This window comes from Streptomyces sp. NPDC050433, from assembly GCF_044458565.1.
In the GTDB taxonomy this organism is placed as follows: domain Bacteria; phylum Actinomycetota; class Actinomycetes; order Streptomycetales; family Streptomycetaceae; genus Streptomyces.
Genome location: NZ_JBITIB010000004.1, coordinates 193,076 through 219,524, shown reverse-complemented (window position 1 = coordinate 219,524; position 26,449 = coordinate 193,076). Strand labels below are relative to the sequence as shown.

General features: G+C 70.2%; 20 protein-coding genes and 1 tRNA gene. 6 read left to right on the top strand and 15 right to left on the bottom strand.

Annotation, left to right across the window (positions count from 1 at the left end; genetic code table 11):
• The first annotated feature begins 209 nt into the window (after positions 1–209).
• The gene (locus ACIBLA_RS07480) at positions 210–1,952 is read left to right on the top strand and encodes a lysyl oxidase family protein (protein WP_399198049.1); all 1,743 of its coding nucleotides are present in this window, start codon (positions 210–212) and stop codon (positions 1,950–1,952) included.
• 79 nt (positions 1,953–2,031) lie between these two features.
• Here the strand turns inward: ACIBLA_RS07480 and ACIBLA_RS07475 are convergent, their stop codons facing one another.
• A complete protein-coding gene (locus ACIBLA_RS07475; protein WP_399198048.1) occupies positions 2,032–2,964 on the bottom strand; it encodes a zinc-binding dehydrogenase in 933 nt (310 codons plus the stop codon).
• A 97-nt stretch (positions 2,965–3,061) separates the two neighbouring features.
• On the opposite strand from ACIBLA_RS07475, the gene ACIBLA_RS07470 reads away from it, so the two are divergent.
• Positions 3,062–3,763: a TetR family transcriptional regulator gene (locus tag ACIBLA_RS07470; protein ID WP_363241857.1), complete on the top strand. Its 702-nt coding sequence runs from the start codon at positions 3,062–3,064 to the stop codon at positions 3,761–3,763.
• A gap of 143 nt (positions 3,764–3,906) precedes the next feature.
• On the opposite strand, the gene ACIBLA_RS07465 is transcribed toward ACIBLA_RS07470, so the two are convergent.
• The 4 genes from ACIBLA_RS07465 to ACIBLA_RS07450 form a co-directional block, all read right to left on the bottom strand.
• The gene (locus tag ACIBLA_RS07465; protein ID WP_363241856.1) at positions 3,907–4,278 is read right to left on the bottom strand and encodes an SCO4225 family membrane protein; all 372 of its coding nucleotides are present in this window, start codon (positions 4,276–4,278) and stop codon (positions 3,907–3,909) included.
• Positions 4,279–4,289: 11 nt separating this feature from the next.
• Positions 4,290–4,583 (bottom strand): hypothetical protein, encoded by a 294-nt coding sequence (locus tag ACIBLA_RS07460; RefSeq protein WP_399198047.1) that lies wholly within the window; start codon positions 4,581–4,583, stop codon positions 4,290–4,292.
• Between the two features lie 145 nt (positions 4,584–4,728).
• Positions 4,729–5,403 (bottom strand): response regulator, encoded by a 675-nt coding sequence (locus ACIBLA_RS07455; protein WP_363241855.1) that lies wholly within the window; start codon positions 5,401–5,403, stop codon positions 4,729–4,731.
• The gene (locus tag ACIBLA_RS07450) at positions 5,400–7,007 is read right to left on the bottom strand and encodes an ATP-binding protein (protein ID WP_399198083.1); all 1,608 of its coding nucleotides are present in this window, start codon (positions 7,005–7,007) and stop codon (positions 5,400–5,402) included. The genes ACIBLA_RS07455 and ACIBLA_RS07450 overlap by 4 nt, the downstream gene beginning before the upstream one ends.
• Positions 7,008–7,143: 136 nt before the next feature.
• Between ACIBLA_RS07450 and ACIBLA_RS07445 the strand changes: the two genes are divergently transcribed.
• The 4 genes from ACIBLA_RS07445 to ACIBLA_RS07430 are packed head-to-tail and all read left to right on the top strand — an operon-like array spanning position 7,144 to position 10,581.
• Positions 7,144–8,145, top strand: a complete 1,002-nt coding sequence (locus ACIBLA_RS07445) for a tripartite tricarboxylate transporter substrate binding protein (protein WP_363241853.1) — start codon at positions 7,144–7,146, stop codon at positions 8,143–8,145.
• Entirely contained in the window at positions 8,142–8,675 is a 534-nt protein-coding gene (locus tag ACIBLA_RS07440; RefSeq protein ID WP_363241852.1) for a tripartite tricarboxylate transporter TctB family protein, read from the top strand. The genes ACIBLA_RS07445 and ACIBLA_RS07440 overlap by 4 nt, the downstream gene beginning before the upstream one ends.
• Positions 8,675–10,174 (top strand): tripartite tricarboxylate transporter permease, encoded by a 1,500-nt coding sequence (locus ACIBLA_RS07435; protein WP_363241851.1) that lies wholly within the window; start codon positions 8,675–8,677, stop codon positions 10,172–10,174. Before ACIBLA_RS07440 ends, ACIBLA_RS07435 begins: the two co-directional genes overlap by 1 nt.
• A gap of 11 nt (positions 10,175–10,185) precedes the next feature.
• Positions 10,186–10,581 (top strand): universal stress protein, encoded by a 396-nt coding sequence (locus tag ACIBLA_RS07430; RefSeq protein ID WP_363241850.1) that lies wholly within the window; start codon positions 10,186–10,188, stop codon positions 10,579–10,581.
• A gap of 87 nt (positions 10,582–10,668) precedes the next feature.
• Here ACIBLA_RS07430 and ACIBLA_RS07425 read toward each other — a convergent pair.
• The 10 genes from ACIBLA_RS07425 to ACIBLA_RS07380 all read right to left on the bottom strand — a co-directional run bounded on the left by ACIBLA_RS07425 (position 10,669) and on the right by ACIBLA_RS07380 (position 26,424).
• A tRNA-Thr gene (locus ACIBLA_RS07425) sits at positions 10,669–10,742 on the bottom strand.
• 114 nt (positions 10,743–10,856) lie between these two features.
• Positions 10,857–12,386: an alpha/beta hydrolase gene (locus ACIBLA_RS07420; protein ID WP_363241849.1), complete on the bottom strand. Its 1,530-nt coding sequence runs from the start codon at positions 12,384–12,386 to the stop codon at positions 10,857–10,859.
• Positions 12,387–12,460: 74 nt separating this feature from the next.
• Positions 12,461–13,666 (bottom strand): DNA polymerase III subunit delta', encoded by a 1,206-nt coding sequence (locus ACIBLA_RS07415; RefSeq protein WP_399198046.1) that lies wholly within the window; start codon positions 13,664–13,666, stop codon positions 12,461–12,463.
• Positions 13,667–13,814: 148 nt separating this feature from the next.
• On the bottom strand, positions 13,815–16,952 hold the full coding sequence (tmk, locus tag ACIBLA_RS07410; RefSeq protein ID WP_399198045.1) for a dTMP kinase: 3,138 nt from the start codon (positions 16,950–16,952) through the stop codon (positions 13,815–13,817).
• 157 nt (positions 16,953–17,109) lie between these two features.
• Complete coding sequence (topA, locus tag ACIBLA_RS07405; protein ID WP_399198044.1) at positions 17,110–19,986, bottom strand: type I DNA topoisomerase; 2,877 nt, start codon at positions 19,984–19,986, stop codon at positions 17,110–17,112.
• Between the two features lie 407 nt (positions 19,987–20,393).
• Positions 20,394–20,591: a hypothetical protein gene (locus tag ACIBLA_RS07400; RefSeq protein ID WP_363241844.1), complete on the bottom strand. Its 198-nt coding sequence runs from the start codon at positions 20,589–20,591 to the stop codon at positions 20,394–20,396.
• Between the two features lie 149 nt (positions 20,592–20,740).
• Positions 20,741–22,300 carry a methyltransferase gene (locus ACIBLA_RS07395; protein WP_399198043.1) on the bottom strand — a complete coding sequence of 520 codons (1,560 nt, stop codon included), beginning with the start codon at positions 22,298–22,300 and terminating at the stop codon, positions 20,741–20,743.
• 114 nt (positions 22,301–22,414) lie between these two features.
• Complete coding sequence (locus ACIBLA_RS07390; RefSeq protein ID WP_363241841.1) at positions 22,415–23,026, bottom strand: small secreted protein; 612 nt, start codon at positions 23,024–23,026, stop codon at positions 22,415–22,417.
• Positions 23,027–23,247: 221 nt separating this feature from the next.
• Positions 23,248–25,656: a sodium-translocating pyrophosphatase gene (locus tag ACIBLA_RS07385; protein WP_399198042.1), complete on the bottom strand. Its 2,409-nt coding sequence runs from the start codon at positions 25,654–25,656 to the stop codon at positions 23,248–23,250.
• A gap of 306 nt (positions 25,657–25,962) precedes the next feature.
• The gene (locus ACIBLA_RS07380) at positions 25,963–26,424 is read right to left on the bottom strand and encodes an ATP-binding protein (protein ID WP_399198041.1); all 462 of its coding nucleotides are present in this window, start codon (positions 26,422–26,424) and stop codon (positions 25,963–25,965) included.
• Positions 26,425–26,449: the final 25 nt, after the last annotated feature.

Genomic DNA, 26,449 nt, shown 5'->3' with positions numbered 1-26,449 from the left:
CGTCAGAAAGGCCGCGAAGACGGCCGAATCCGGCATGCACGGGCACCTTTCGGCCAACGATTCAACTCTCCTCGGTTCACAGACAACCCACAGCGCCCTCTCCCGCCTCTCAGCACAAGGGAGACAGTTCCGCGACAGGGTTCCGTATTCGCGCCGACTGTCCGTCCACCGTCCACGAGGCATTCGGAGAACTCGGAAAACGAGGAACGATGACCAGAACGCACCAGGCCCGGATCCGGCGGTCGGTGATGGCCGCCGGCGCGGCGCTCGCCGTGACCGCGGGCGTCGTGGCCGCGGCACCCGACGGCGACGCGGCGCAGACCACGCCGAGGCTCAGCCTGATCGCGGCGACCAACTCGCTGACACTCGACTCGTGGAAGGAGGACCCGGGCGTCTACCTCGACCTCGGTACCTACCTCACGGCCGAGGGCGGGCCCTTCGAACTCAAGGTGACCCGCAAGTCGTACAAGGACCCGGTCGTCGTCGAGCAGATCATCCACAACGGCGGCAAGACCACCGCCAAGGCCCTTCCCGCCGGACTGGTCGAGGACTTCTCGGGGCTGCCGGACTTCGCCCGGATCAGCGTCACCGACACGAACCGCAAGGTCGTGCTCGACAAGAGCGAGAAGTACTGCCCGAACAACGCCGCCGGCCGGATCGACCCGGACGCGCCGTCGAAGTCGAAGTACCCGGAGAGCTGCCCGCCGAACGCGTTCACCCTCGGCTCGGTGTGGGGCGTCGAGGGCGGCTGGGCGTCCAACACGTACGCCGGTTTCGACTCCGAGCCCGTGAAGCTCGCCCCCGGCAAGTACACCGCCAAGGTGACGGTCAACAAGAAGTACCGCGACCTCTTCGGCATCTCCAGCAAGCCGCAGATCATCAAGCTGACGGTCCGCGAGCGCAGTTGGGAGGACGAGGGAGCTGCCGGCATGAGCAGCAGGAGCGCCGCGTCCGGTCACAGCGGCCACGACATGTCGGCCATGAAGGGCATGGCCGGGATGGCCGGGATGGCCGGGCACGGTGCGATGCGCCCCAAGGCCCCCGCCGCCCCGACGAGCGGCGCCGGTCCCTCGTACAACGTGGGCCACGGCCCGCTCATCCCCGCCCCGCCGGCCCTGCCGTGGGCGCTGAAGAAGGCCTCGCTCAGGAGCGCGGTGGCACCCGTCGGTGACGGCCCCGGCCGTACGGACGGCTCGCGCAAGGCGCCCGCCGTGGAGCCCAACGCCAAGCGCCCGACGGGCAAGGCCCTGGTCCCGGACGTGCCGAAACCCGACCTGCGTTCGCTGCCCGCCTACGGCATCGAGATCAGCGACGGCGGCCAGGACGTCAAGGGCAAGGACTACCTCGCCTTCAGCGCCAACGTCTGGAACGCCGGTCCCGCGCAGCTCGTCGTGGACGGCTTCCGCAGCCCCGGCAAGGAGCTGATGGACGCCTACCAGTACTTCTACGACGCGGACGGCGAGCAGGTCGGCTACACCCCGACCGGCACCATGGAGTGGGACCCGCGGCCGGGCCACGAGCACTGGCACTTCACCGACTTCGCCAGCTACCGGCTGCTGAAGGCGGACCAGAAGGAGACGGTGCGCAGCGGCAAGGAGGCGTTCTGCCTGGCGAACACCGACGCCGTCGACTACACGGTGAAGAACGCCAACTGGCACCCGGGCAACACCGATCTGTCCACCGCGTGCGGCCAGGAGAACTCGGTCTCCGTCCGTGAGGTGCTGGACGTCGGCTCCGGCGACACGTACACGCAGGACCTGCCCGGCCAGTCCTTCGACATCACCAACCTGGCGAACGGCACCTACTACATCCAGGTGCTCGCCAACCCGGAGAACCGCCTGAAGGAGACGAGCCTCGACAACAACAGCGCGCTGCGCAAGGTCGTCCTGGGCGGCAAGCCGGGCGCCCGCACGGTGAAGGTCCCGGCCCACGACCTGGTCGACTCCAACTGACCTCGCTCAAACGGTAGTCACTCTCGATCGGCCCCCGGGTTCCTCCGTCCCGGGGGCCGTTGCCGTCCGGCGCCTTCTGTCACCGCAGGTCGAGGACGGCCTTGCCGTGGAGCCGGCGTTCGAGAAGTGCCTCGACCGCCTCGGGCGCCTTGTCCCAGCCGCCGCGCCAGGAGATCTGGGCGTCGAGTTCGTCGGCTGCGACCTTGGCCGCGAGCAGGCCGAGGTCGGGGGCGAGGTCGCGGCAGCCGAGGAGATAGAAGGTGACGAGCGAGCGGTCGTGCCGTCCGTCGTTGCCGAACAGCGCGCCGTAAGGGAAGTGCTCCCCCTCGTCGATCGCGACGTGCCCGACCGAGACCAGCGTCCCACCCGCCGTCAGCAGCCCGAAAGCGTCGACGAGTTGATGGCCGCCGACCAGATCGACGACTCCGTCGACGGGCGCGTCGAGCGCCGCCGGTCCGGCGACCACCTCGTGCGCGCCGAGCGCCCGCAGGCTCTCCCCGTGGGCGTCCGGGTCGCCGGTGGAGGCAATGACGTGCGCGCCGCCGAGCCGGGCGAGCTGTACGGCGTACCGACCGGTGCCGCCCGTCGCGGCGGTGACCAGGATCCGCCTGCCGAGGATCGGACCGATCCGCCGCAGCGCGCGCAGGGCGCTGGCGCCCGCCACGGGGACGGTGCTGATGGCCCCGAGATCGGCGCCGGCCGGGACCGTACCGATCAAGTCGGTGCCGACCGCGCGGAGTTCGGCCCAGGCGCCGTCGGGGCCCAGGGTCACCACCGGCGTACCGGCGGGCGGGCCCGACCCGTCGGCGGCGGCGCGTTCGACGACTCCGGCGGCGTCCCAGCCCAGTACCGCCCCGTCGGCAGCCTCCCGGAGGACGAAGCGGACCTCACCGTGGTTCAGGGAGGTCGCGGCCACCCGCACGAGGGCCTGGTTCGGCGCGGGTTCGGGGTCGGGGGCCTCGCCGAGCCGCAGGCCGGTGGGCGTGGAGTGGTCGACAAGCAGAGCGCGCATGGAGGGACGCCTTCCTCGGGATCCTCGGGAACCTCCAATGTGCCACCGAGTGGCATTGGCGCACAAGCGGCATTCGCTTCTCCCGTACGGTGGTGTCATGAGCACCACGCCGCCGCCATCGCCACCCACTCCGCTCACTCCGCCCACTCCGCCCTCGCTGCGCGAGCGCAAGAAGCGGCGCACCCGCCGGCTCCTGGCGGACACCTCCCTCGAACTGTTCACAGAGCGCGGCTTCGACAAGGTGACGCTGGACGAGCTGTGCGACTCGGTCGAGGTCTCCAAACGCACGTTCTTCCGGTACTTCACCAGCAAGGAAGACGTGGCGATGGCCCCGACACAGGACCTGTGGCTGACGTTCCTCGACGTACTCGAAACGACCGACCTCGGCCCCGCCGACGGGGCATCCACCGGCCTGCCGGTCCTGGAGCTGGTCCAGGACACCCTGCTCACCGCCCTGGACCGGACGGCCGACGACGACTGGAACCACCGCGTGCTGCTCAGCCGCAATCTGACCGAGCGGACCCCCTCGATGGACGCACACGGCCTCCACTTCTGCGACCGCACCACCCGCGCGGCGCTGGCCACCCTGCACCACCGCCTCGACATCCCCGACCCGCTGGACCTCCGCCCCCGGCTGGCCCTGGACATGGTCGTGGCCGCGTTCCACTGCGCCCTGACGATGTGGGCGTCCGCCCCCACCGCCGCACCGCTGTCCACCCACACCCACCACGCCTTCGAGGCCCTGACGGAGACCCCCACTTTCACGGCAACGCCGCGCCGACCGGCCCCGGACGCGTGAACCGCCTGCCCCCGGACAGTGAAGTGCCGGCCCACCTCCTCAGCTGCGGCATGGATACGGCGCATGACCGCCAGGGCGGCCACGTGGTGCGGCAGTACCTGCTCACACCGTAGGTGAGTTCCGGGCCTCCGGGCCCCCGGACCTCAACGGGACGCCGGGTCCGGGCTGTTGCTGTTGCTGTTGCTGTTGCGGTGGCGCAGGGCGCGGGAGCAGAGGCCGATGACCGTGGCGTTGACCAGTGCGCCGAAAGCCACGCCGACGACGATCGTCGCCCTGTGGTCCGGCAGCACGAGCATCACCAGACTGGCCGGGGCGGTGGCGAGCGCCGGGATGACGCCCGCCATGGACTCGTCCGAGCTGTCGGTGGCGGTCACCACGTACGCTCCCACGAGCAGGACGGCGCAGATGCCGAGGTAGACGCGGGCGAAGATGTCGCTGAGCGCGTGGCGCAGACGGTGTGAGACGGAAGCGATCACGGCGGTGCACTCCTTGGTCGTTGTGGCTGTGCTGGTCATCGGCCGAGTTGTCAGATGCCGGTGCCGGGCGGGTTCGGGCTGGCGAGGCCGAGGTCGTACGCGAGGATCGTGGCCTGCACCCGGTCGCGCAGCCCGAGTTTGCGCAGCAGCGCGTTCAGATGGGACTTGACGGTGCGCGCCCGCCGCATGGCCAGCCCGGCCCCGACCAACCCGGCGACGAGGGCCACCACAAGGAGGTCGTCGGCGCGGGGCACCACCCCATGCACCAGCCCGGCCCCGGGCCACACCGCGGTCTGGGCGCCGATCAGCAGGACCGGGACGAGCCGGTCGTCGTTTCGTTTCATGACCGCTCAAGGCTATGGCGGCGGCAGCACGGCCCGGCTCCGGCTGAAGTCGGATTCCGACCTCTTACCCGGGTTGCAGACGGGAGGTTCCGCTCGACCCTGCCTGTGGTGCTCGACCGGCATGGCCGGACCGGCAGGAGCGGCCTCAGTCGCGCCAGCCGTAGCGGCGCTCGGGTCTCCCGGCGACGCCGTACCGCAGGGACACCTCGGCGCGGCCGGTGTCGTGGAAGTGTTCGAGGTAACGGCGTGCGCTGACGCGGGAGATGCCGGACCGGGCCGCGCACTCGGCGGCGGACAGCGTTCCGTCGATGGCGCACAGGGTGCGTTCGATCAGCTCCGCGGTCTCCACGCTCATGCCCTTCGGCAGCGCGACACTCGGTGTCGGCAGGCCGGCCCCGGTCAGTACCCGGTCCACGTCGGCCTGGCCTCGGACAACTGCGGTGAGCAGGCTGTTGCGCCGGGCGGCGTACCGCTCCAGGCGGGGACGCAGATCGTCGAAGTCGAACGGCTTCAGCAGGTAGTCGACCACCCCCTGGCGGACGGAGCGGCGGACCGCTTCGGTCTCGCGCGAGGCGCTGATCACCATGACGTCACAGTCGTGCCCGGCGGTCCGCAGGCGTGGCAGGACGTCCAGGCCGAACATGTCCGGAAGATAGAGGTCGAGCAGGACCAGGTCGGGGCGCAGCTCGCCGACAGCCTTGATCGCCTGCTCGCCGGTGTTCGCCGTGCCGACGACCCGGAAGGGCTCGACGCGGTCGACGAAGGTCTGGTGGACACCGGCCACCATGAAGTCGTCGTCGACGACCAGTACGTCGATCATCGGGAGGATCCTTCCGGTACCGCGCCGACCGGATTGCCGACGGACATCCTCGCGGTGAACATCGCACCGTCCGGGGTGTTGGTCACCGCGACCTCGCCGCCGCGTCGCTCGCAGACGAGCCGGGTGAGCGCCAGCCCGATGCCGCGCTCCCCCTCCTGAGCGGCCTTCGTGGTGAAGCCGTGCAGGAAGACCTCCTGGGCGAGCTCGGGCGCCACGCCGGGGCCCGAGTCGCGCACCACGATCTCCACGCTGGACGCGTCCTGCCTCAACTCGACCTCCACCCAGGCGCCGTTGCCGTCGTCGCCCGCCGCCGCGGCGTCAACGGCGTTGTCTACGAGGTTGCCGACCACCGTCGCCACGTCCACCGATTCCTCCGGTGCCAGCCGGTCGAGAGCCGTGTGCTCCGAGACGCGCAGCACGACCTTGCGTTCGGCCGCGAGCGAGGACTTCGCCATCAGCAGAGCACCGACAGCCATGTCGCGGACCCGCCTGGTCAGGGTCGTGTCCAGCGACTGGCGGTGCTTGCTCAGCGCGCGGACGTACCCCACCACCTCGTTGTGCTTACCGATCTGGATCAGCCCGGAAATCGTGTGCAGCTGATTGGCGAACTCGTGGGCCTGCGCCCGCAGCATCTCGGCGGAGCTGCGGAACGATCCGATCTCCCGTTCCAGATGCGCGAGTTCGGTACGGTCCCGCAAGGTCGTGACCGAGCCCAGCCGGCGGCCGTCCTTGGTGACGGTCATCCGGTTCATCACCAGCACCCGGCTCCGCCGTATGACGACTTCGTCGCGCCGCTCATCCGTGTCACCGGAAGATCCGGCGAGTACGTCGTGGAGCCGGCCCTCGATCCGGAGGTCGGCCAGGCTCATCCCCACACAGTGCTCGGGGAGATCGAGCAACCGCCTGCCGACCTCGTTCACCAGGGTGAGCCGCAGCTGCGGGTCGAGGGCGATCACGCCTTCCGCGATCCCGTACAGCATCGCCTCGCGGTGCTCGACGAGCCCGGCGATCTCGCGTGGCTCCATACCGAGGGTCTGGCGTTTGGTACGGCGTGCCAGCAGCCACGATCCGACCAGGCCGAGCCCGCTCGCGATGCCGAGGTAGGCGAGCAGATACGACGACGCGCCACTCAGCCGCTGCCAGATCGTCGGTGACGCCTCACCGATCATCACCGTGCCGAGATGCCGGCCGAGGTCGGGCTGATCCGGTTTGATCACCGGCACCTGGGCCACCAGCTGCCGGCCACCGTCCAGGACCAGCTCGCCCGACCAGCCGCGGGCCTCGGCGACGCCGGAGCCGAGCGGCAACTCCGAGCCGATCACCGTGGGATTCGTGGAGCTGACGATCCTGCCGCGGCTGTCGGCGACCGTCACGGAGGTGACGACCGACTGGGTCTGTGTGGTCTGTACGAGCGGGGCCAGCGTCCTGCCCGCCGCCAGACTGCCGAGCTGGCTGGAAACCAACGGGTTGCCGGCAAGCTGCTCGGCCAGCGCGGTGACCCGGCGTCCCTCGACACGGTTGAAGGTCGCTTCCGACTGAGCCAGCGAGACGGCTGCGACCGCCAGCAGCACCACGACGACGATGGCGAGCTGCAGTACCAACAGCTCACCCGCGAGGGTATGGCGACGAAAAATAACGACCACAATTAACTCAATCTTCAATGCCGACACAACGAAGACGTGGTATCCGGCGAGTCGCACAATCATGGCGTCCGACTGCCGGAAGCGAAAGAGACAAGCCATGAGAACTCGCAGAACTGCTGTCGTCAGTGCCCTGACCGCCATATCCATGCTCGCGATAGGCGCCTGCGGCGCCACCGCGGGGAAGGAAGGGGCGGCCAAGAGCGACGGGCCCGTCACCGACCTGCGGATCATGGTCCCCAACACCCCGGGCGGTGGGTACGACACCACGGCGCGGACGGCGGCCAAGGTACTGAATGACACCAAGATCGCGTCCGGTGTCCAGGTGTTCAACCTTCCGGGTGCCGGCGGCACGGTCGGTCTGCAGCGCACCGTGAACGAAAAGGGCAACGGCAAGCTCGCCATGCAGATGGGGCTGGGCGTCGTCGGTGCCGCGTACACCTCGAAGTCGAAGGCGACGCTCGCGCAGACCACGCCGCTCGCCAAGATGATGGAGGAGGCGGGCGCGATCGTCGTGCCCAAGGACTCCCCGTACAAGACGATCGACGATCTCGTCACCGCCTGGAAGCAGAACCCCAAGACCGTCGCTGTCGGCGGCGGCTCGTCGCTCGGCGGACCGGACCACCTGCTTCCGATGCAGCTCGCCAAGACGGTCGGCATCGACCCGAAGAAGGTCAACTACATCGGCTACGACGGCGGTGGCGAACTGCTACCGGCGATCCTCGGCAACAAGATCGCCTTCGGTGTCAGCGGTTTCGGTGAGTTCCTCGACCAGATCGAGGCGGGTCAGGTGCGGGTGCTCGCGGTGACCAGCGAGAAGCCGATCGAAGCCCTCAAGGAGGCCCCGACGCTGAAGTCCTCGGGCATCGACATGGTCTTCACCAACTGGCGCGGAATCGTCGCCCCGCCCGGCATCAGCGACGCCGACAAGAAGGTCTGGATCGACTCGCTGACCGCGATGCACGACTCCAAGGAGTGGAAGGCCGAGCTGACCAAGCACGGCTGGACCGACGCGTTCACGACAGGCGATGACTTCGCCACCTACCTGACGGAACAGGACAAGGCCGTCGCCGGCATCCTCACAGAGCTCGGCCTGGCATGAGCCTGGACGTCAACGAGGACACCGGCCCGGGTCCGGGCCGGTCCCCCGACAAGGACCGCGCACAGTACGGCGTGTGCGCGTTCCTCGCCCTGCTGGGCGTGCTGGTACTCATCGACGCCACGGGGATCGCGAACTCGACGAGCAGCACCGACCCGGTCGGGCCGCGCACGGTGCCCGTACTCCTCGGCGTACTGCTCCTGGTGATCGCCCTGGCGTACAGCATCGATGTCGCGCGGGGCGGTCGCGCCGAACCGGAGGCCGGCGAGGACATCGACCTGACCAATCAGATCGACTGGCGCACCGTGCTGCTGCTGATCGGCGCCTTCGTCGTCAACGCGGTGTTGATCGAACCTCTCGGCTGGGTCATCAGCGGGGCCCTCCTGTTCTGGGGAACGGCCTTCGCTCTGGGCAACCGGCACTACCTGCGCAACCTGGCGATCGCGATGGCGCTGTCGCTGATCACCTTCTACGCCTTCGCGATCGGGCTCGGCGTCAATCTCCCGGCCGGCGTGCTGCAAGGAATCCTGTGATGGACAACCTGAATCATCTGCTGGAGGGGTTCGCGCACGTCGTCACCCCGATGAACCTTCTGCTGGCGTTGATCGGCGTCACGATCGGCACGGCGGTCGGGGTCCTGCCCGGTATCGGCCCGGCCATGACGGTGGCCCTGCTGCTGCCCGTCACGTACGGAATGGAGCCGACACAGGCGTTCATCATGTTCGCCGGCATCTTCTACGGAGGCATGTACGGCGGTTCGACCACCTCGATCCTGCTGAACACGCCCGGCGAATCGTCCTCGGTCGTCACAGCCATCGAGGGCAACAAGATGGCGAAGGCCGGCCGGGCGGCACAGGCGCTCGCCACCGCGGCGATCGGATCCTTCGTCGCCGGAACGATCGGCACTCTGCTGCTGGTGTTCGTCGCCCCGATCGTGGTGGATTTCGCGGTCGGCCTCGGCGCACCGGACTACTTCGCCATCATGTTGCTGTCCTTCATCGCGGTCACCGCGGTACTCGGCTCGTCACGCATCCGCGGGTTCGCCTCGCTGCTCGTCGGCCTGGTGATCGGCATTGTCGGAATCGACTCGGTCTCCGGGCAGCAGCGACTCACCCTCGATGTCCCCCAACTCGCCGACGGCATCGATGTGGTGGTGGTCGCCGTCGGCATCTTCGCCGTCGGCGAGGCCCTCTGGGTCGCGGCGCATCTGCGGCGTCAACCCACACAGGTGGTCCCCGTCGGCGTGCCGTGGATGGGCCGGGAGGACTGGAAACGGTCCTGGAAGCCATGGCTGCGCGGCACCGCCCTCGGCTTTCCCTTCGGGGCCATGCCGGCCGGTGGCGCGGAGATCCCGACGTTTCTCTCGTACGCCACCGAGAAGAAGCTGACCAAGCACCCCGAGCAGTTCGGCAAGGGGGCGATCGAGGGGGTCGCGGGCCCGGAGGCGGCGAACAACGCGTCCGCGGCGGGCACCTTGGTACCGATGCTCGCCATCGGGCTGCCGACGAACGCGACCGCGGCGGTGATGCTCGCGGCCTTCCAGTCGTACGGCATCCAGCCCGGCCCCCTGCTGTTCGAGCGCGAGTCGGGGCTTGTCTGGGCGCTGATCGCCAGCCTGTTCATCGGCAATCTGCTGCTGCTCCTGCTGAATCTGCCGCTCGCTCCGGCCTGGGCCAGGCTGCTTCGCATACCGCGCCCCTATCTGTACGCGGGGATTGTGTTCTTCGCATCGATGGGTGCCTACGCGGTCAACGCCCAGCCGTTGGACCTCTTCCTCCTGCTGACGCTGGGGCTGATCGGTTTCGGAATGCGGAGATTCGGGCTGCCGGTGCTGCCGCTGATCGTCGGCGTCATCCTCGGCCCCCGCGCGGAACTGCAAGGCCGGCGATCTCTTCAGCTGTCGGGCGGCGAACTGTCCGGTCTGCTGGGCGGACCGCTGTCCTATGTGATCTACACAGTGATCGTGCTCGTACTGGCCTGGCCGCTGGTCCGCCGGTACGTCGTGCGTCCGCTCGTCGAGCGACAGGCCTGAAAGGACCAGCCATGACGGTACTGGTGGGATACGTGCCCTCGCCGGAAGGAGAGGCGGCCCTGCGCGCGGGAGTCGCCGAGGCCCGCAACCGGGGCGAGACCCTGCTGGTCATGAACACCTCGCGGGGCGACGCCTACGTCGACCGCGCTTTCGCACAGCAGCAGGACCTCGACCGTGTCCGACGCGATCTGACCGAGCTGGGGGTCGACTTCGACATCCGCCAGGTGGTCGGCGGGCGCGATGCCGCCGAGGAGATCGTCGAGCTGGCGGGATCGTCCGAGATCTCCCTGGTGGTGATCGGCCTGAGACACCGCAGCGCGGTCGGCAAGCTCCTCCTGGGGTCCTCGGCGCAGCGCATCCTGCTGGATTCGCCGTGCCCGGTCCTCGCGGTGAAAGCAGACTCCTGACACCCCGTCGTTTCGGGGTGCGCGACGTCACGCCCGGCACAAGCAAAAGCCCCAGATCACGGCGAGTGAGTTCTGGGGCCTTCACAGAGCCGCCTTCGGGATTCGAACCCGAGACCTACGCATTACGAGTGCGTTGCTCTGGCCAACTGAGCTAAGGCGGCAAGCTGCGGAGTTGTCTGTCCGCGCACGGTCAGGTTCGCATCAGCAGCGGCGCCAAGTCTACAGGGTTCTTGGGGGTGCCCCGCACCAGTCCTCGGGTGGGGAGAGGGGTGTGGTCAGCACTTCTTGCCGTTCTTCGGTGGGGTGCCTTCGAGGAGGTAGGTGTTGATCGCTGTGTCGACGCAGTCGCTGCCGCGGCCGTATGCCGTGTGGCCGTCGCCGTCGTAGGTCAGCAGGACTCCTGAGGAGAGCTGGCCGGCCAGGGACTGTGCCCACTTGTACGGGGTCGCCGGGTCGCGGGTGGTGCCGACCACGAGGATGGGGGGTGCGTCCTTCGCCTCGATGCGGTGGGGGGTGCCGGTGGCCTTCGTGGGCCAGTAGGCGCAGTTCAGGGAGGCCCAGGCGAGGCCCGTGCCGAAGACCGGGGAGGCTTCCTGGAAGGACGGCACCGCCTTCTCGACCTCGGCGGGTTCGGTGTAGGCGGGCGGGAGGTCCAGGCAGTTCACGGCGGCGTTGGCGTACATGAGGTTCGTGTACGAGCCGTCGCCCTCGCGTTCGTAGTAGCTGTCGGCCAGGGCGAGGAGCCCGGAGCCGTCGCCGTCCAGTGCGCTGCTGAGGGATTCGCGGAGGCCCGGCCAGGCGGACTCGTCGTACATGGCGTTGATCACACCCGTCGTGGCCAGGGACTCGCCCAGCTGGCGGGGATCGCCGGTCGGGATCGGCTTGGCGTCGAGGTCGTTGAAGAAGGACTTCATACGGCGGCCCGCGTCCTCCGACGACCCGTTTTTGCCCAGGGGACAGTCCGGCTGCTTGACGCAGTCGGCCGCGAACGCCTGGAAGGCGGTCTCGAAGCCCGCCGTCTGGTCGCGGTTGAGTTCGGCGGCCGGCAGGGAAGGGTCCATCGCGCCGTCGAGGACGAGGCGGCCGACATGGGTGGGGAAGAGTTCGGCGTACGTGGCGCCGAGGAACGTGCCGTACGACGCCCCGACGTACGCCAGCTTCTTGTCGCCCAGGACGGCCCGGAAGATGTCCATGTCGCGGGCGGCCTCGATGGTGGAGACGTGCGGCAGCGTCTCGGCCGAGCGCTTCCCGCAGCCCTGGGCGAGCTTTTTGTAGGAGGCGGCCAGGAGGTTCTTCTCCGCCTGGTCGTCGGGTGTCTGGTCGACCTGGGTGTAGGCGTCCATCTCCTCGCCGGTGAGGCATTCGACGGGCGCGCTGCGGGCGACACCGCGCGGGTCCATGGCCACCATGTCGTACCGGGCGCGGACGGGCGCCGGATAGCCGATGCCCGCGTACCCCTGGAGGTAGTCGATCGCCGAGCCGCCTGGCCCGCCGGGGTTGACCTGGAGGGAGCCGAGGCGCTTGCCGGGGCCGGTGGCCCTCTTGCGGGCGACGGCGAGTTTGATCTCGGTGCCGTTCGGCTTGTCGTAGTCGAGCGGCGCCTTCATCGTGGCGCACTGGAAGTCGGGAACACCGCACGCACGCCAGTCGAGCTTCTGTCCGTAGTACTTCTTCAGCTCGGCCGGAGCCCCGGACTCCGGCGACGCCCCGCCCGACGACGAGTCACCGAAGGTGCAGCCGGAGACGAGCAGAACGGCCGCGGCGAGCCCGGAGGCGGAGAGACGGAGGTGGCGCCTGAAGTCCATTCGAGGAGCCTAACCGTCGCGCGGTGGGTATCCCCCTTCTGTATCCGTACGGGTGACTCCTCCCGAAGTCCCCCTCAGCCCGCCCGCAGCGACACCGTCATCGCCTCCACCGCCAGCAGCGGCGCCACATTGCGGTCCAGCGCCTCGCGGCAGGCCACGATCGCCTCTATCCGGCGCAGCGTGGACTCCGGGGTCGACGCTCTCGCGATCCGGTCGAGCGCGTCCCGTACGTCGTCGTTGGCCAGCCCGATCCGCGAGCCGAACTGGATCGCCAGCACGTCCCGGTAGAACCCTGTCAGATCGGTGAGCGCCAGATCGAGGCTGTCCCGCTGCGTACGGGTGGAGCGCCGCTTCTGCCGGTCCGCCAGGTCCTTCATGACGCCGGCCGTACCGCGCGGCATCCGGCCGCCCGGCGCGGCGCCGAGGGCGGCCTTCATGTCCTCGGTCTCCTTGGCGTCCACGTCCTCGGCGACCTGCTTGGAGTCCTCCCCCGCCGCGTCGATGAGCTCCTGGGCGGCCCGGAGGCAGCCGCCGATGTCCTCGACGCGCAGCGGGACCTTGAGGACGGTGGCCCGGCGGGCGCGGGCCCGCTCGTCCGTGGCGAGACGGCGTGCCCGGCCGATGTGGCCCTGGGTGGCGCGCGCCGCCGCGGCGGCGGCCTCGGGCTCGATGCCGTCGCGCCGCACCAGGACGTCAGCGACGGCGTCCACCGGTGGCGTACGGAGCGTGAGATGGCGGCAGCGGGAGCGGATCGTGGGCAGGACGTCTTCCAGGGAGGGGGCGCAGAGCAGCCAGACCGTGCGCGGCGCGGGCTCCTCGACGGCCTTCAGCAGCACGTTGCCCGCGCCCTCGGTGAGTCGGTCCGCGTCTTCGAGGACGATGACCTGCCACCGTCCGACGGCCGGGGAGAGCTGAGCCCGGCGGACCAGCTCCCTGGTGTCCTTGACGCCGATGGAGAGCAGGTCGGTGCGGACCACCTCGACGTCGGCGTGCGTACCGATCAGGCTCGTGTGGCAGCCGTCGCAGAACCCGCAGCCCGGCACACCGCCCAGCGCGCGGTCCGGGCTGGTGCACTGGAGGGCGGCGGCGAAGGCCCTGGCCGCGGTGGAACGGCCGGAGCCCGGAGGGCCGGTGAACAGCCACGCGTGCGTCATCTTCGTCGCCTCGGGCGGCGCGGTGCCCGAGGACTCGGCCGTGACACGGGCGTCCGCGTCGCGGGCAGCCGCGGTGAGCGTCTCGGCGACGCGGTCCTGCCCGACCAGGTCGTCCCATACGGTCATGCGCCGTCACCACCTCCGAGTCGCGCGCTTCGGCATCCGGACCGGGATCGGGACCGGATGCCGACTTCCGGGATCCATTGTGGGGGCGGGGTCTGACAATCCCGTCCCAGCTGGGCGGAGGCAGACATTCCAGCCCCTGACGCGATACTCAGCGACCGCCCCGACTCCGACCGCCGCGCGCCCCGTCGGGGTCGTCGTCATCGTCGTGCGGACCGAGCAGTTCGTCGGCGAGCGTCGGGAGATCGTCCAGCGGAGTCTCCTCCGCCCAGTCCGAACGCCGCCGTGCCGGCTTCTCCGGATCGACCTGCGGCAGCTCGCGCGTCCGGTCGTCGCCCCGGAAGTAGCCGGGCGGTACCCGGTCGGCCGGATCCGGGTCCCGTACGGGCGGCAGTACGGCGGTCTCGTCGGCCGCCGTGTCCTTGGCTCCCGAATCCGAGCCCGAACCGGACGACCCCGACGACCCCGCCGACCTCGAACCCTCCCCCGGATCCGGGACCTTCGGGATCACCCGCGTCTCGTCGTTGTCCGTGCCCGGCGGCGTCGGCACCTCCTGCGTCGCGTCGTCCGGGGTGACCACCCGCTTCTCCCCGGTCGCACCCCCGGGCGGCGGCTGCACGACCGGCGTCGGCACCGTCAACTCGTTGTCGGTCTCGCCACGTTCGGCTTCCCCGGCCTCCGCCAGCCGCCGCGCCTCCTCGGCCCGCAGCAGCGCCTCCTCGGCCTTCCGCTGCTTCTCGCGCCGCCGCTCCTCCGCCTCGGCCCTGAGCCGGCTCTCCTCCTCGGCGAGCCGCCGCAGCCTCTCCTGCTCCGCGCGCCGCGTCGCCTCCTCGGCCTCGCGCCGTACGCGCTCCTCCTCAGCGAGCCTGCGCGCCTCCTCGGCCCGCTCCCTCGCCTCCATCGCCTGCCGCTCGGTCTCGCGCTGCCGCGCCTCCTCCAGCTCGCGGCGCTTGCGCTCCTCCTCCTCGGCCCGGAGCTTGGCGAGCTGCGCCTGCCGCTCGCGTTCCTGGCGCTCCTCCTCGGCCTTCCGTGCGGCCTCTTCCTCGGCCCGGCGCCGCGCCTCCTCGGCGGCGGCCTTCCGCGCCTCCTCCTGGGCCCGCACCTCGGCGGCCGACAGCGGCAGCATCTGGTCGAGCCGGTGACGTACGACGGTGGTGACGGCCTCCGGCTCCTGCGCACCGTCCACCACCAGATACCGGCCCGGATCCGAGGCCGCGAGTGTGAGGAAGCCGTCCCGTACGCGCTGGTGGAATTCGGCGGGCTCGGACTCCAGCCGGTCCGGGGCCTCCGTGAAGCGCTCGCGCGCCGCCTCCGGCGAGACGTCGAGCAGCACCGTCAGATTCGGTACGAGACCGTCCGTGGCCCAGCGCGAGATACGGGCGATCTCGGTCGGCGCCAGATCGCGCCCGGCGCCCTGGTAGGCCACGGAGGAGTCGATGTAACGGTCCGAGATGACGATCGCGCCGCGCTCCAGGGCGGGGCGTACGACCGAGTCGACGTGCTCCGCGCGGTCGGCGGCGTACAGCAGCGCCTCCGCGCGGTTGGACAGACCGGCGCTCGACACGTCCAGCAGGATGGAGCGGAGCCGCTTCCCGACCGGCGTCGCGCCCGGCTCACGGGTCACCACGACCTCGTGGCCCTTGGCGCGGATCCACTCCGCCAGCGCCTCGACCTGGGTCGACTTCCCCGCGCCGTCGCCACCCTCGATGGCGAGGAAGAAACCGTTCGCCGCCTGGACCTGCGCCGGGTCGGCGCCGCCGCGCAGCGCGTCACGCAGATCACGCCGCAGCGGTACGCCCGACCGGTCGTCGGTCTTCGCGAGTACGACGGCGGCCATGGGGAGCAGCAGCGCGCCGACCAGCATCAGTGTGAAGGCGGCGCCGCCGTGCGCGAAGACGAAGTCGCCGGAGGCCAGCCGGTGCGGTCCGATCGCGGCGGCCAGTACGGGCGCCGCCACGGCGCCGAGTGCCACGAAGACCCGTACGACGGCCTGGAGATGGTCGGTCTGCCGGCCGCGCCGGTACTCCTCGGTCTCCTGGTCGATCAGCCCGTGGCCGGTGTTCGCCGCGACACCGGCGGACACACCGGCGAGCGCCGCGACGAACAGCACGGTCGCCGCGTCCGGTACGAGCCCCATGGCCAGCAGCGCGACACCGGTGAGGGCGATGGCCAGCGCGAGCAGCCGACGGCGGGAGAGTCCCGGCAGCAACTTCGCGGCGCCGCGGATCCCAACACCCGTGCCGCCCGTCAGCGCCAGGATCAGCAGGGCGAAGGCGACAGGGCCGCCGCCCAGGTCCTTCGCGTGCAGTACGGAGACGGCGGCGGCGGACGCGATGGCCGCGGCGACGGCCGCGCAGGCGACGACGAGCAGCGGCACCGCGCCCGTACGGCCCTTGTCAGGACCGGTTCCGGTCGTCGGACGGCGCAGCCCTTCGAGCGGCGAGCGCGGACGCGGGGTGGGGCCGCCGGGCAGCTCCAGCATGAACAGGGTCGACACGGACGCGGCGAACAGACCGGCCGCGACGTAACTGCCGAGCGCCGCCTGGTGCAGCGAGAACCACTCGATGCCCGTGCCGAGCAGGTTGCCGATCAGTGTGGCGACGAGCAGGACGGCCGCGGCTGCGGGGATCGCGACGAAGCCGGTGCGCAGTGAGAGCCGGCGCAGCGCGTCGAGGTGGTCGGGCATCGGGCGTACGGCGGAGCCCTCCGGCGGCGGGGCCGGGAGCAGGGCGGGCGCCGCGCTCTCCTTTGCCACCGTCCAGAAGCGCTCGGCGACGCCGACGACGAAGACCGTACTAAGAAGGATGGGCAGCGCGTTCTCGGGGCTCCAGTCGAGCCAGAGCGGCGCGACGATGAGCAGCGCGAGGCGTACGCCGTCGGCCCCGATCATCGTCCAGCGACGATCCAGCGGGCCGCCCTTGGCCCCGGTCGCCCCGCTCGCGCCTCCACCCGCCCCAGGTGCGGTGAGGGCGGAGAGCGGTCCGAGGAGTACGGCTCCGAAGAGCACGGTGGCAAGGATCCGGGCACCGAACACCGCGGCGACGGCGAACGCCACTCCCCGATATCCCGCCCCGAAAGAGCCCTCGGCGACCGCCGCCTGCAACGACAGCAGCAGAAGCACGAGCAGGGCGAGTGCATCGCCGATGCCGCCCACGAGCTGTGCGCCCCACAACCGCCGCAGCGGGGGGAAGCGCAACAAGGCTCGTACGGCACGCTCTCGTGAGTCTGCGGCAAGTGCGTCGGAGTCGGAGGTGGGGCTCACGACCGTTGGCTGCTCGGCTCGCGTCATTCGCCCAGCCTATCCGGAGCGCCTGGGTCCTCGGAGGCCCGCCCGAACAAACGACCGCCGCACGGGTCTCCGGACGGCGGCCGTGGCGTATCCCGTGCGGCGCCCGGCTTCCGTACGGAGGTGCGTACGCCCCGCTCTCGCCCTACTCGTCCGCGTTCTACTCGTCCGCGTTCGAGCCGGGGCGGGACGACGAGGCCGTCGACTTCTTCGCGGCAGTCGACTTCGCGGTGGTCTTCTTGGCGGCCGTGGTCGTCTTCTTCGCCGCGGTCTTCTTCGCCGCCGTCGTCTTCTTGGCGGGAGCCTTCTTGGCGGTGGCCTTCTTCGCCGGCGCCTTCTTGGCCGTCTTCTTCTTGGCGGGCCCCTTGGCGCGCTTCTCCGCCAGCAGCTCGTAGCCGCGCTCCGGCGTGATCTCCTCGACGCTGTCGCCCGTCCGCAGCGTCGCGTTCGTCTCGCCGTCCGTGACGTACGCCCCGAAGCGGCCGTCCTTCACGACGACCGGGCTGCCGCTCACCGGGTCCGTCCCCAGCTCCTTCAAAGGAGGCTTCGCCGCCGCCCGTCCGCGCTGCTTCGGCTGGGCGTAGATCGCCAGCGCCTCGTCCAGCGTGATGTCGAAGATCTGGTCCTCGGCGGTCAGCGACCGCGAGTCGGTGCCCTTCTTGAGATACGGGCCGTAGCGGCCGTTCTGCGCGGTGATCTCGACGCCCTCGGCGTCCGTACCGACCACGCGCGGCAGCGACATCAGCTTCAGCGCTTCCGCCAGCGTCACCGTGTCCAGCGACATCGACTTGAACAGCGAGGCGGTCCGCGGCTTGACGGCGTTCTTCCCGGTCTTCGGGGTGCCGTCGGGCAGAACCTCGGTCACGTACGGGCCGTAGCGGCCGTCCCTGGCCACGATCTGGTGTCCGCTCTGCGGGTCCACACCCAGCTCGAAGTCACCGCTCGGCTTGGCAAGCAGCTCCTCCGCGTACTCGACCGTCAGCTCGTCGGGTGCCAGGTCCTCGGGCACGTCGGCCCGCTGGTGGCCCTCCGCGTCCTTCTCGCCGCGCTCGACGTAGGGACCGTAGCGGCCGACGCGCAGCATGATGCCGCCGCCGATCGGGAAGGACGAGATCTCGCGGGCGTCGATCGCTCCGAGGTCCGTGACCAGCTCCTTGAGCCCGCCCAGGTGGTCCCCGTCGCCGTTGCCCGCGGCGGCGGCGGTCGCGGTGGCGGTGGCGGCCACACCGTCCGCGTCGTCACCCGCACCGAAGTAGAAGCGCTTGAGCCACGGCACCGACTGCGCCTCGCCCCGCGCGATGCGGTCGAGGTCGTCCTCCATCCGCGCGGTGAAGTCGTAGTCGACGAGCCGGCCGAAGTGGGTCTCCAGCAGGTTCACCACGGCGAAGGAGAGGAAGGACGGGACGAGCGCCGTGCCCTTCTTGAAGACATAGCCGCGGTCGAGGATCGTGCCGATGATCGACGCGTACGTCGACGGGCGGCCGATCTCGCGCTCCTCCAGCTCCTTGACCAGCGACGCCTCGGTGTAGCGGGCCGGCGGCTTGGTGGCGTGGCCGTCGACGCTGATCTCCTCCACCGAGAGCGTGTCGCCTTCGGCGACCTGCGGCAGCCGGCGCTCGCGGTCGTCCAGCTCGGCGTTCGGGTCGTCGGCGCCTTCTACATAGGCCTTCATGAAGCCATGGAAGGTGATCGTCTTGCCGGACGCGGAGAACTCGGCGTCCCGGCCGTCGCTCGACATGCCCGCGATCTTGACCGTGACGCTGTTGCCGACCGCGTCCTTCATCTGCGAGGCGACGGTCCGCTTCCAGATCAGCTCGTAGAGCCGGAACTGATCGCCGCTCAGACCGGTCTCGGCGGGCGTACGGAAACGGTCGCCCGAGGGACGGATCGCCTCGTGCGCCTCCTGCGCGTTCTTGACCTTGCCGGCGTACGTACGCGGCTTGTCGGGCAGATAACCCGCCCCGTACAGCTGCGTGACCTGCGCCCGCGCCGCCGAGACGGCCGTGGCCGACAGCGTCGTGGAGTCCGTACGCATATAGGTGATGTAGCCGTTCTCGTACAGCTTCTGCGCGACCTGCATCGTCGACTTGGCGCCGAAGCCGAGCTTGCGCGAGGCCTCCTGCTGAAGCGTCGTCGTACGGAAGGGGGCGTACGGGGAGCGGCGGTACGGCTTCGACTCGACCGAGCGGACGGCGAACGACGTGTCCCGGAGCGCGGCGGCCAGCGCCTGCGCGTTCGCCTCGTCCAGATGCAGGACCTGGTCGGACTTGAGCTGTCCATCCGAGCCGAAGTCGCGGCCCTGGGCGATACGGCGCCCGTCGACGGCCGACAGCCGGGCGTTCAGTACGGAGGGGTCGGAGGCGTCGCCGGTGCGGCCGGTGCCGAAGGTGCCCGTCAGGTCCCAGTATTCGGCGGAGCGGAAGGCGATGCGCTCGCGCTCGCGCTCGACGACGAGACGGGTGGCGACGGACTGCACGCGGCCGGCGGACAGGCCGCGCATGACCTTCTTCCACAGGACGGGCGAGACCTCGTAGCCGTACAGCCGGTCGAGGATCCGGCGCGTCTCCTGCGCGTCCACCATCAGCTTGTTCAGCTGGCGGGGGTTGGCGACGGCGGCCCTGATCGCTTCCTTGGTGATCTCGTGGAAGACCATCCGGTGGACCGGGACCTTGGGCTTGAGGACTTCCTGGAGATGCCACGCGATGGCTTCGCCCTCGCGGTCCTCATCGGTGGCGAGGAAGAGTTCGTCGGAGTCGGCCAGCAGCTCCTTGAGCTTCCTGACCTGGGCCTTCTTGTCGGCGTTGACGACATAGATGGGCTGGAAGTCGTGCTCCACGTCCACACCGAGGCGGCGCACCTCGCCGGTGTACTTCTCCGGCACCTCGGCGGCGCCGCTCGGGAGGTCGCGGATGTGCCCGACGCTCGCCTCGACGACATATCCCGGGCCGAGGTAGCCCTTGATCGTCTTCGCCTTGGCAGGCGACTCGACGATGACGAGTCGGCGGCCGGCGTGTCCGGTCTCGCTGGTCGGGGACAACTTCGCTCTTCTCTCCGGTCGGCACTAGGTGGCCCGTACGGCCTTACCGCGGTACGGAAGTGCGGCACTGCGGGGCAGGACAAGCCCCGCTATGACGCTGCTTCGCTGCGGAGTGTGACGGTACAACCCGCCCCCGTGTCAAACGGCGAAAGACCGCAGCGGCCACTCGAACGGTAACCCGAGTCCGCACGTTTCTGCCGCCCGGACCCAGGTGCCCGCCGCGTACGACGGCGCGCGGACGCCGGAGCGGCCGGGTCGGCGGCGCGCCTCGGGAAGGGCTTCACCGCAGGTCCGGGGGGTCGGTGGAGGGCCGGTCCCGGCCGTGGTCCCGGCGGGATCCGGCGCCGTACGACTCGTCGGGCGCGCCGGGCCGGACGAGGTGCGCCGGCCGCGGACGGGGCCAGGGATCAGATCCGGCCGAAGCACCAGACGCCGAGGGCCACGAACGACACGCCCGCGAGGGTCGCCAGCGTGATGGATGTCGCAGGGCTGACTCCGTGCGCCACCGGGGCGCGGTGCAGCACGCGCGTTCCCGTCCACACCAGCAGTGCGGCTCCGAACAGCGCGAACGCCGCTCCCGCGAAGATCGCCGGCCCGCTGTCCATGCCCGTACCCCGTCCGATTCCCGGAGCCGAGCGGCTCCGCAGGCAGAGGCTGGCACCTCGGTACGTCATTGGCGCGAATTCCGCGTGAACGGCGCGGGGGGTTCACTCGCGCGGCGTCCGCCGGGCGCTCCGGAATTCGGGTCAGGCGCTCAGGCGCCGGGCGGAGCCGCCACCGGCACCAGGAAGCCCTCCTCCACCAGCAGCCTGATCGCCTGCGGCGTCCGGTCGCGCAACCGCACCGGGTCCTCCCCCACGAGCTGGGCGATCGCGTCCAGGATCCGCCCGGCGCTCAGCGAGCCGTCGCTGACCCCGGCGAAGCCCGCCGCGACCGTGTCCACCTTCGTCGCCCTGCGCATCCCGCGGTTCTGACGGAGCACCACATGCTCGGGATCCTCCGCGCCGGGCAGTCCGACCTGCTCCTGGACGACCTCGGGGGCGAGCGCGAAGTGCGCCGTGAGGAGCGCGGCGTCGTCGTGCGCGCGCAGATAGTCCTGCCGCTCGAAGTGGGCCCGTACGGTCTCACCGAGCGGCTGCTCCACGGGGTGCGGCCACTCCTCCGCGATCACCGAGGGCCGCTCGGACCCCGACTTTCTGAGGGTGATCCAGCCGAAGCCGACGGCCTTGGTCTTCCGCGCCTCGAACTCGTCCAGCCACGCCTCGTACCGCGCCGCGTACGCCTCCGGGTCCGCCCGGTGGTCGCCGCTGTCGCGCAGCCACAGCTCCGCGTACTGCGTCGCGTCCTGCACCTCGCGCTGCACGATCCAGGCGTCGCAGCCGCGCGGCACCCAGGACCGCAGCCGGTCCTGCCACTCCTCGCCCTCCACGTGCTGCCAGTTGGCGAGGAAGTGCGCGTACCCGCCGTCGGCGAGGCGGTCACCCGTCTCCTGGACGAGCCTGCGGCACAGGCCGTCGCCGCCCATTCCGCCGTCACGGTAGGTGAGCCGGGCGGCGGGCGAGATCACGAAGGGCGGGTTCGACACGATCAGGTCGTACGTCTCGCCGTCGACCGGCTCGTAGAGCGAGCCCTGGCGCAGCTCGGCGGCGGGCGCCCCGGACAGGGCGAGGGTCAGCCGGGCGCACTCCAGCGCGCGCGGGTTGACGTCGGTGGCGGTGACCGTCGTGGCGTGCTGTGCCGCGTGCAGGGCCTGGATGCCGGACCCGGTACCGACGTCGAGGGCCTTGGCGACCGGCGTACGGACGGTGAGTCCGGCGAGCGTCGTGGACGCCCCGCCGACGCCGAGCACCACACCCTCGCCGTGGCCGATCGCCCCGGAGGCGCCGCCGACCGAGCAGCCGAGGTCGGAGACGATGAACCAGTCCTCTCCTTCGGGTCCGCCGTAGGGCCGTACGTCCACGGTGGCGCTGATGAGCGCGCCGTCCCCGCCGCTGCCCGTACCGCCTTCGGTGGCGGCTGTCGTGCCACCGCTCTCCACGAGCCATCCGTCGGCCAGGCACTGCGCCAGCGGAAGCGCCGCACCGGCCCGCTCGGCGGGAACAGGCCGTTGGAGCAGGAAGAGTCTGACGAGCGTTTCGAGCGTGGTGTCGCCGCGGGTGGCCCGCAGGGCGGGCACGGTCTCGCTGCGGGCCAGCGCGGCGTACGCGGACGCGCCGAGCAGGTCCAGCAGGCCGTCGACGGTGAAGTCGGCGGCGAGCAGGGCGTCGCGGAGTCGGGGCGAGTGGTCGGGCGCGGGAAGGCTGGTCGTACTCACCCGTCCATTGTGGCGGCTCCCACTGACAAACGCTTGCGGCCCGGCTCCCCCGGACGGGGTGCCGGGCCGTGGGTTTCACGTCCGGAGGGGTACTGCAAGGCGTGCGTTGCGAGGTCAGGAGGATTTGTCGGCGGACGGCTCCGTCGCGGGTCCGCCCGATCCGCTCTCGGCGGGCGCGGACGTCTCCGGCCGCTGGCAGCCGGGCTGCTTCGCCATCGCCGCGCCGACGTCGCCGGACTGGAGCTTCTGCAGGGCCTTGTCACCGCTCTTGCTGAGCTTGTCCAGGTCGTCCGCGACGCCCTTGAGGCCGTCCGCGAACTTCGCCTGGTCCTTGGTGTCGAGGTCGTCGACATCCGTCTTGAGCCCGGCGTACGCCTTGGAGGTGGCGTTGAGCTCGCTGACGGCCTCCTTCTGGGTCTTCTCGCCGTCTTCGACGGGCGGGGCACCCGCGTCGTTCACGGCCGCGCCCAGCGCCTTGTAGGCGTCCGAGATGGACTGGAAGGCGGCTGCGTCGGTCTTCTGGACGTCGGCGGGCTTGCTGCTGCCCGAGGTCGCCTGCTGGATCGAGGCGTTGGCGTTGGCGATCTTCGTCAGCTGCGGCTGGACCTGGTCACAGACCTTCTTCGCCCAGTCGTTCACCTTGCTGTCGCTGTCGTCGCTGCACCCCGACAGCGTCATCATCAGTACCGCACCGCCGGACAGCGCGGCTGTGAGCTTCTTGTTCACCGGATTGGGTCCCTTCCAAGGCTCTCGGCCCCGGAACATACACGCCAAGTGGGCGACTACCGTACGCCGAGAGTCCGATAAATTGGCCCTTGTGGCCATTTGAGCCAAGAGAGAGAACCCTCACGCCGCCCTCTCCGCGGAGCGACGGACGGGCGGACGCCGAAACGGGCGGGCGACGCGCCAAGACGCCCCGCCCGCCCGCCAGTTGTCCGCGGCTCCGACTACGAAACGCTCGCCGGATCCGGTGACTTGGCCGTCCCGTCGCCGGATCCGCCGCCTCCCTCCCCCGTGTCGTCCACGGTCACCGAGCGCCGCTTGGAGACGTACACCGCGCCGACTATCACGGCGATCGCCAGCACCGCGACCACCGCGCGGACCCCGGCGTTGGCGTCGCTTCCGTAGCTGAACTGCACCACCGCGGGAGCGATGAGCAGCGCCACCAGGTTCATGACCTTGAGCAGCGGGTTGATCGCCGGTCCCGCCGTGTCCTTGAACGGGTCGCCGACGGTGTCACCGATGACCGTCGCGGCGTGGGCGTCGCTGCCCTTGCCGCCGTGGTGGCCGTCCTCGACCAGCTTCTTGGCGTTGTCCCACGCCCCGCCGGAGTTGGCGAGGAAGACGGCCATCAGCGTGCCGGTGCCGATCGCGCCGGCCAGGAACGAGCCGAGGGCGCCGACGCCGAGCGAGAACCCCACCGCGATGGGGGTGAGTACGGCGAGCAGACCGGGCGTGGCCAGCTCGCGCAACGCGTCCTTCGTACAGATGTCGACGACGCGCCCGTACTCCGGCTTCTCCGTGCGGTCCATGATTCCGGGGTGCTCACGGAACTGCCGCCGTACCTCGTAGACCACCGAACCGGCCGACCGTGAAACGGCGTTGATCGCGAGCCCCGAGAACAGGAACACGACCGCGGCGCCGAGGATGAGTCCGACGAGGTTGTTGGGCTGCGAGATGTCCAGGCTCAGGCCCATCTCGCCGGCCTTCGCCCCCACGTCCGAGACGGCCGTGGCGATGGCGTCGCGGTACGAGCCGAAGAGCGCCGCCGCCGCCAGTACGGCGGTCGCGATGGCGATGCCCTTGGTGATGGCTTTCGTGGTGTTGCCCACGGCGTCGAGGTCGGTGAGCACCTGCGCGCCCGCGCCCTCGACGTCCCCGGACATCTCGGCGATGCCCTGGGCGTTGTCGGAGACGGGACCGAAGGTGTCCATGGCGACGATGACACCGACGGTGGTGAGCAGTCCGGTGCCGGCCAGCGCCACCGCGAACAGCGCGAGCATGATCGACGTGCCGCCGAGCAGGAACGCCCCGTACACGCCGAGACCGATCAGCAGCGCCGTGTAGACGGCGGACTCCAGGCCTATGGCCACACCGGCCAGGACGACGGTGGCCGGACCGGTGAGCGCCGATTTGCCGATGTCGCGCACCGGGCGCCGGTTGGTCTCCGTGAAGTAGCCCGTGAGCTGCTGGATGAGCGCCGCGAGCACGATGCCGATGGCGACGGCGACCAGCGCGAACGTCCTCGGGTCACCGGGATGCGAGGTGATCTCCTCGGCGGTCACGCCGTCCAACTCCGCGTACGTGGACGGCAGATAGGTGTACGCCGCCACGGCCACCAGGACCAGCGAGATCACCGCGGAGATGAAGAATCCGCGGTTGATCGCGGTCATCCCGCTGCGGTCGGCCGGCCGCGGCGCGACGGCGAAGATGCCGACCATCGCCGTGAGGACACCGATCGCGGGGACTATCAGCGGGAAGCCGAGCCCGAAGTTGCCGAAGGCGGCCGTACCGAGGATGAGCGCGGCGACGAGTGTCACGGCGTACGACTCGAACAGGTCGGCCGCCATGCCGGCGCAGTCGCCGACGTTGTCGCCGACGTTGTCGGCGATGGTCGCCGCGTTGCGCGGGTCGTCCTCGGGGATGCCCTGCTCGACCTTGCCGACGAGGTCGGCGCCGACGTCGGCGGCCTTGGTGAAGATGCCGCCGCCGACACGCATGAACATCGCGATCAGCGCGGCGCCGAGGCCGAATCCCTCCAGCACCTTGGGCGCGTCCTCGGCGTAGACGAGGACCACACAGGAGGCGCCAAGCAGGCCGAGGCCCACCGTGAACATTCCGACCACGCCACCGGTGCGGAAAGCGATCTTCATTGCCTTGTGCGCGACGGCTGTCAGATCCTTTTCCGGTTCTCCCTCCGCCGGGGTCGCCTCTCGCGCGGCAGCCGCGACGCGCACATTGCTGCGCACGGCGAGACGCATGCCGAAGTATCCGGTGGCCGCCGAGAAAAGCGCACCCACCAGGAAGAACAGTGAACGTCCCGCGCGTTCCGACCAGCCGTCGGCCGGAAGCAACATCAACAGGAAGAACACCACGACGGCGAAAACGCCGAGGGTGCGCAACTGCCGTGCCAGATAGGCATTCGCGCCTTCCTGTACAGCCGCCGCGATCTCCTTCATGGAATCGGTGCCCTCGTCGGCCGCCAGGACCTGACGGACCAGCCGCTGGGCGACGAGCAGCGCCGCCAGCGCGATGACCGCGACGACGATCACGATCAGTCTGTTGCCGTCGGTGAGTATCGCGGCAGCGAGAGAAGTGGGGTGCTCGGACAGTTGTGGATCGATGTGCCCCGCCATTCGTCCTCCTTGACGCTCAGCGCTCAAGATGGACGGATTGTAGGGAGCGGAAGCTGATCAAAACAGAGTGCGCCGCGTGTAATTGACCTTGACTTACGGGGCTGCAAATGATCGGCCACGGAAAAGCACTCAGAAATGCGTAATGAGATTAACGCATTGGCTGGTGATCAATTTCCCCGGAGAAAAAGAAAAGGCCCTGCTCAGCAGGGCCGTAGAGGAAATTGGATCACACGCTCAGGACCGCTCGGACGGTGGACATCCGCGGACGGGCTGGCCGCCCGCCGCGGACCGTACGCACACGCGCATTCAGGGCAGCGCGACCGCCGAGGGGGCCGGCCAGCTCATCCGGATGACGCCGCCGTTGTCGTCGGAGGTCACTTCCACGTCGTCGACGAGGCCGCTGATGACGGCGAGGCCCATCTCGTCCTCACCGTCGCCCGCTTCCGTCTCGTGGGCTTCGCCCGCGACGTCGGACCCGCCCGAGACGGGCACGTCCTCGGCCGCCGCGATGCCCGGCGTGGGCACCTCGTCACCGACCTCGATGGAGAAGACCTTCTCCTCCTCGGTCAGCACGACCCGCACCGGTGCGGTGATGCCGTGGCTGCGGTGCAGACCGACCGCGCGGCTGCACGCCTCACCGACGGCGAGCCTGACCTCGTCCAACACTGCTTCGTCGACACCGGCCCGGCGCGCCACGGCAGCCGCCACCAGACGGGCCGTCCTGACGTGTTCGGGCTGGGCGCTGAAGCGGAGTTCAACGGTGGCCATGCGATCCCCCTCAGACGTACGAGCG

Bases quoted from the DNA above. Each gene is read 5' to 3' on its own strand.
- ACIBLA_RS07480 (WP_399198049.1), top strand. From the start codon at position 210: ATGACCAGAACGCACCAGGCCCGGATCCGGCGGTCGGTGATGGCCGCC.
- ACIBLA_RS07475 (WP_399198048.1), bottom strand. From the start codon at position 2,964: ATGCGCGCTCTGCTTGTCGACCACTCCACGCCCACCGGCCTGCGGCTC.
- ACIBLA_RS07470 (WP_363241857.1), top strand. From the start codon at position 3,062: ATGAGCACCACGCCGCCGCCATCGCCACCCACTCCGCTCACTCCGCCC.
- ACIBLA_RS07465 (WP_363241856.1), bottom strand. From the start codon at position 4,278: ATGACCAGCACAGCCACAACGACCAAGGAGTGCACCGCCGTGATCGCT.
- ACIBLA_RS07460 (WP_399198047.1), bottom strand. From the start codon at position 4,583: ATGAAACGAAACGACGACCGGCTCGTCCCGGTCCTGCTGATCGGCGCC.
- ACIBLA_RS07455 (WP_363241855.1), bottom strand. From the start codon at position 5,403: ATGATCGACGTACTGGTCGTCGACGACGACTTCATGGTGGCCGGTGTC.
- ACIBLA_RS07445 (WP_363241853.1), top strand. From the start codon at position 7,144: ATGAGAACTCGCAGAACTGCTGTCGTCAGTGCCCTGACCGCCATATCC.
- ACIBLA_RS07440 (WP_363241852.1), top strand. From the start codon at position 8,142: ATGAGCCTGGACGTCAACGAGGACACCGGCCCGGGTCCGGGCCGGTCC.
- ACIBLA_RS07435 (WP_363241851.1), top strand. From the start codon at position 8,675: ATGGACAACCTGAATCATCTGCTGGAGGGGTTCGCGCACGTCGTCACC.
- ACIBLA_RS07430 (WP_363241850.1), top strand. From the start codon at position 10,186: ATGACGGTACTGGTGGGATACGTGCCCTCGCCGGAAGGAGAGGCGGCC.
- ACIBLA_RS07420 (WP_363241849.1), bottom strand. From the start codon at position 12,386: ATGGACTTCAGGCGCCACCTCCGTCTCTCCGCCTCCGGGCTCGCCGCG.
- ACIBLA_RS07415 (WP_399198046.1), bottom strand. From the start codon at position 13,666: ATGACCGTATGGGACGACCTGGTCGGGCAGGACCGCGTCGCCGAGACG.
- tmk (WP_399198045.1), bottom strand. From the start codon at position 16,952: ATGACGCGAGCCGAGCAGCCAACGGTCGTGAGCCCCACCTCCGACTCC.
- ACIBLA_RS07400 (WP_363241844.1), bottom strand. From the start codon at position 20,591: ATGGACAGCGGGCCGGCGATCTTCGCGGGAGCGGCGTTCGCGCTGTTC.
- ACIBLA_RS07385 (WP_399198042.1), bottom strand. From the start codon at position 25,656: ATGGCGGGGCACATCGATCCACAACTGTCCGAGCACCCCACTTCTCTC.
- ACIBLA_RS07380 (WP_399198041.1), bottom strand. From the start codon at position 26,424: ATGGCCACCGTTGAACTCCGCTTCAGCGCCCAGCCCGAACACGTCAGG.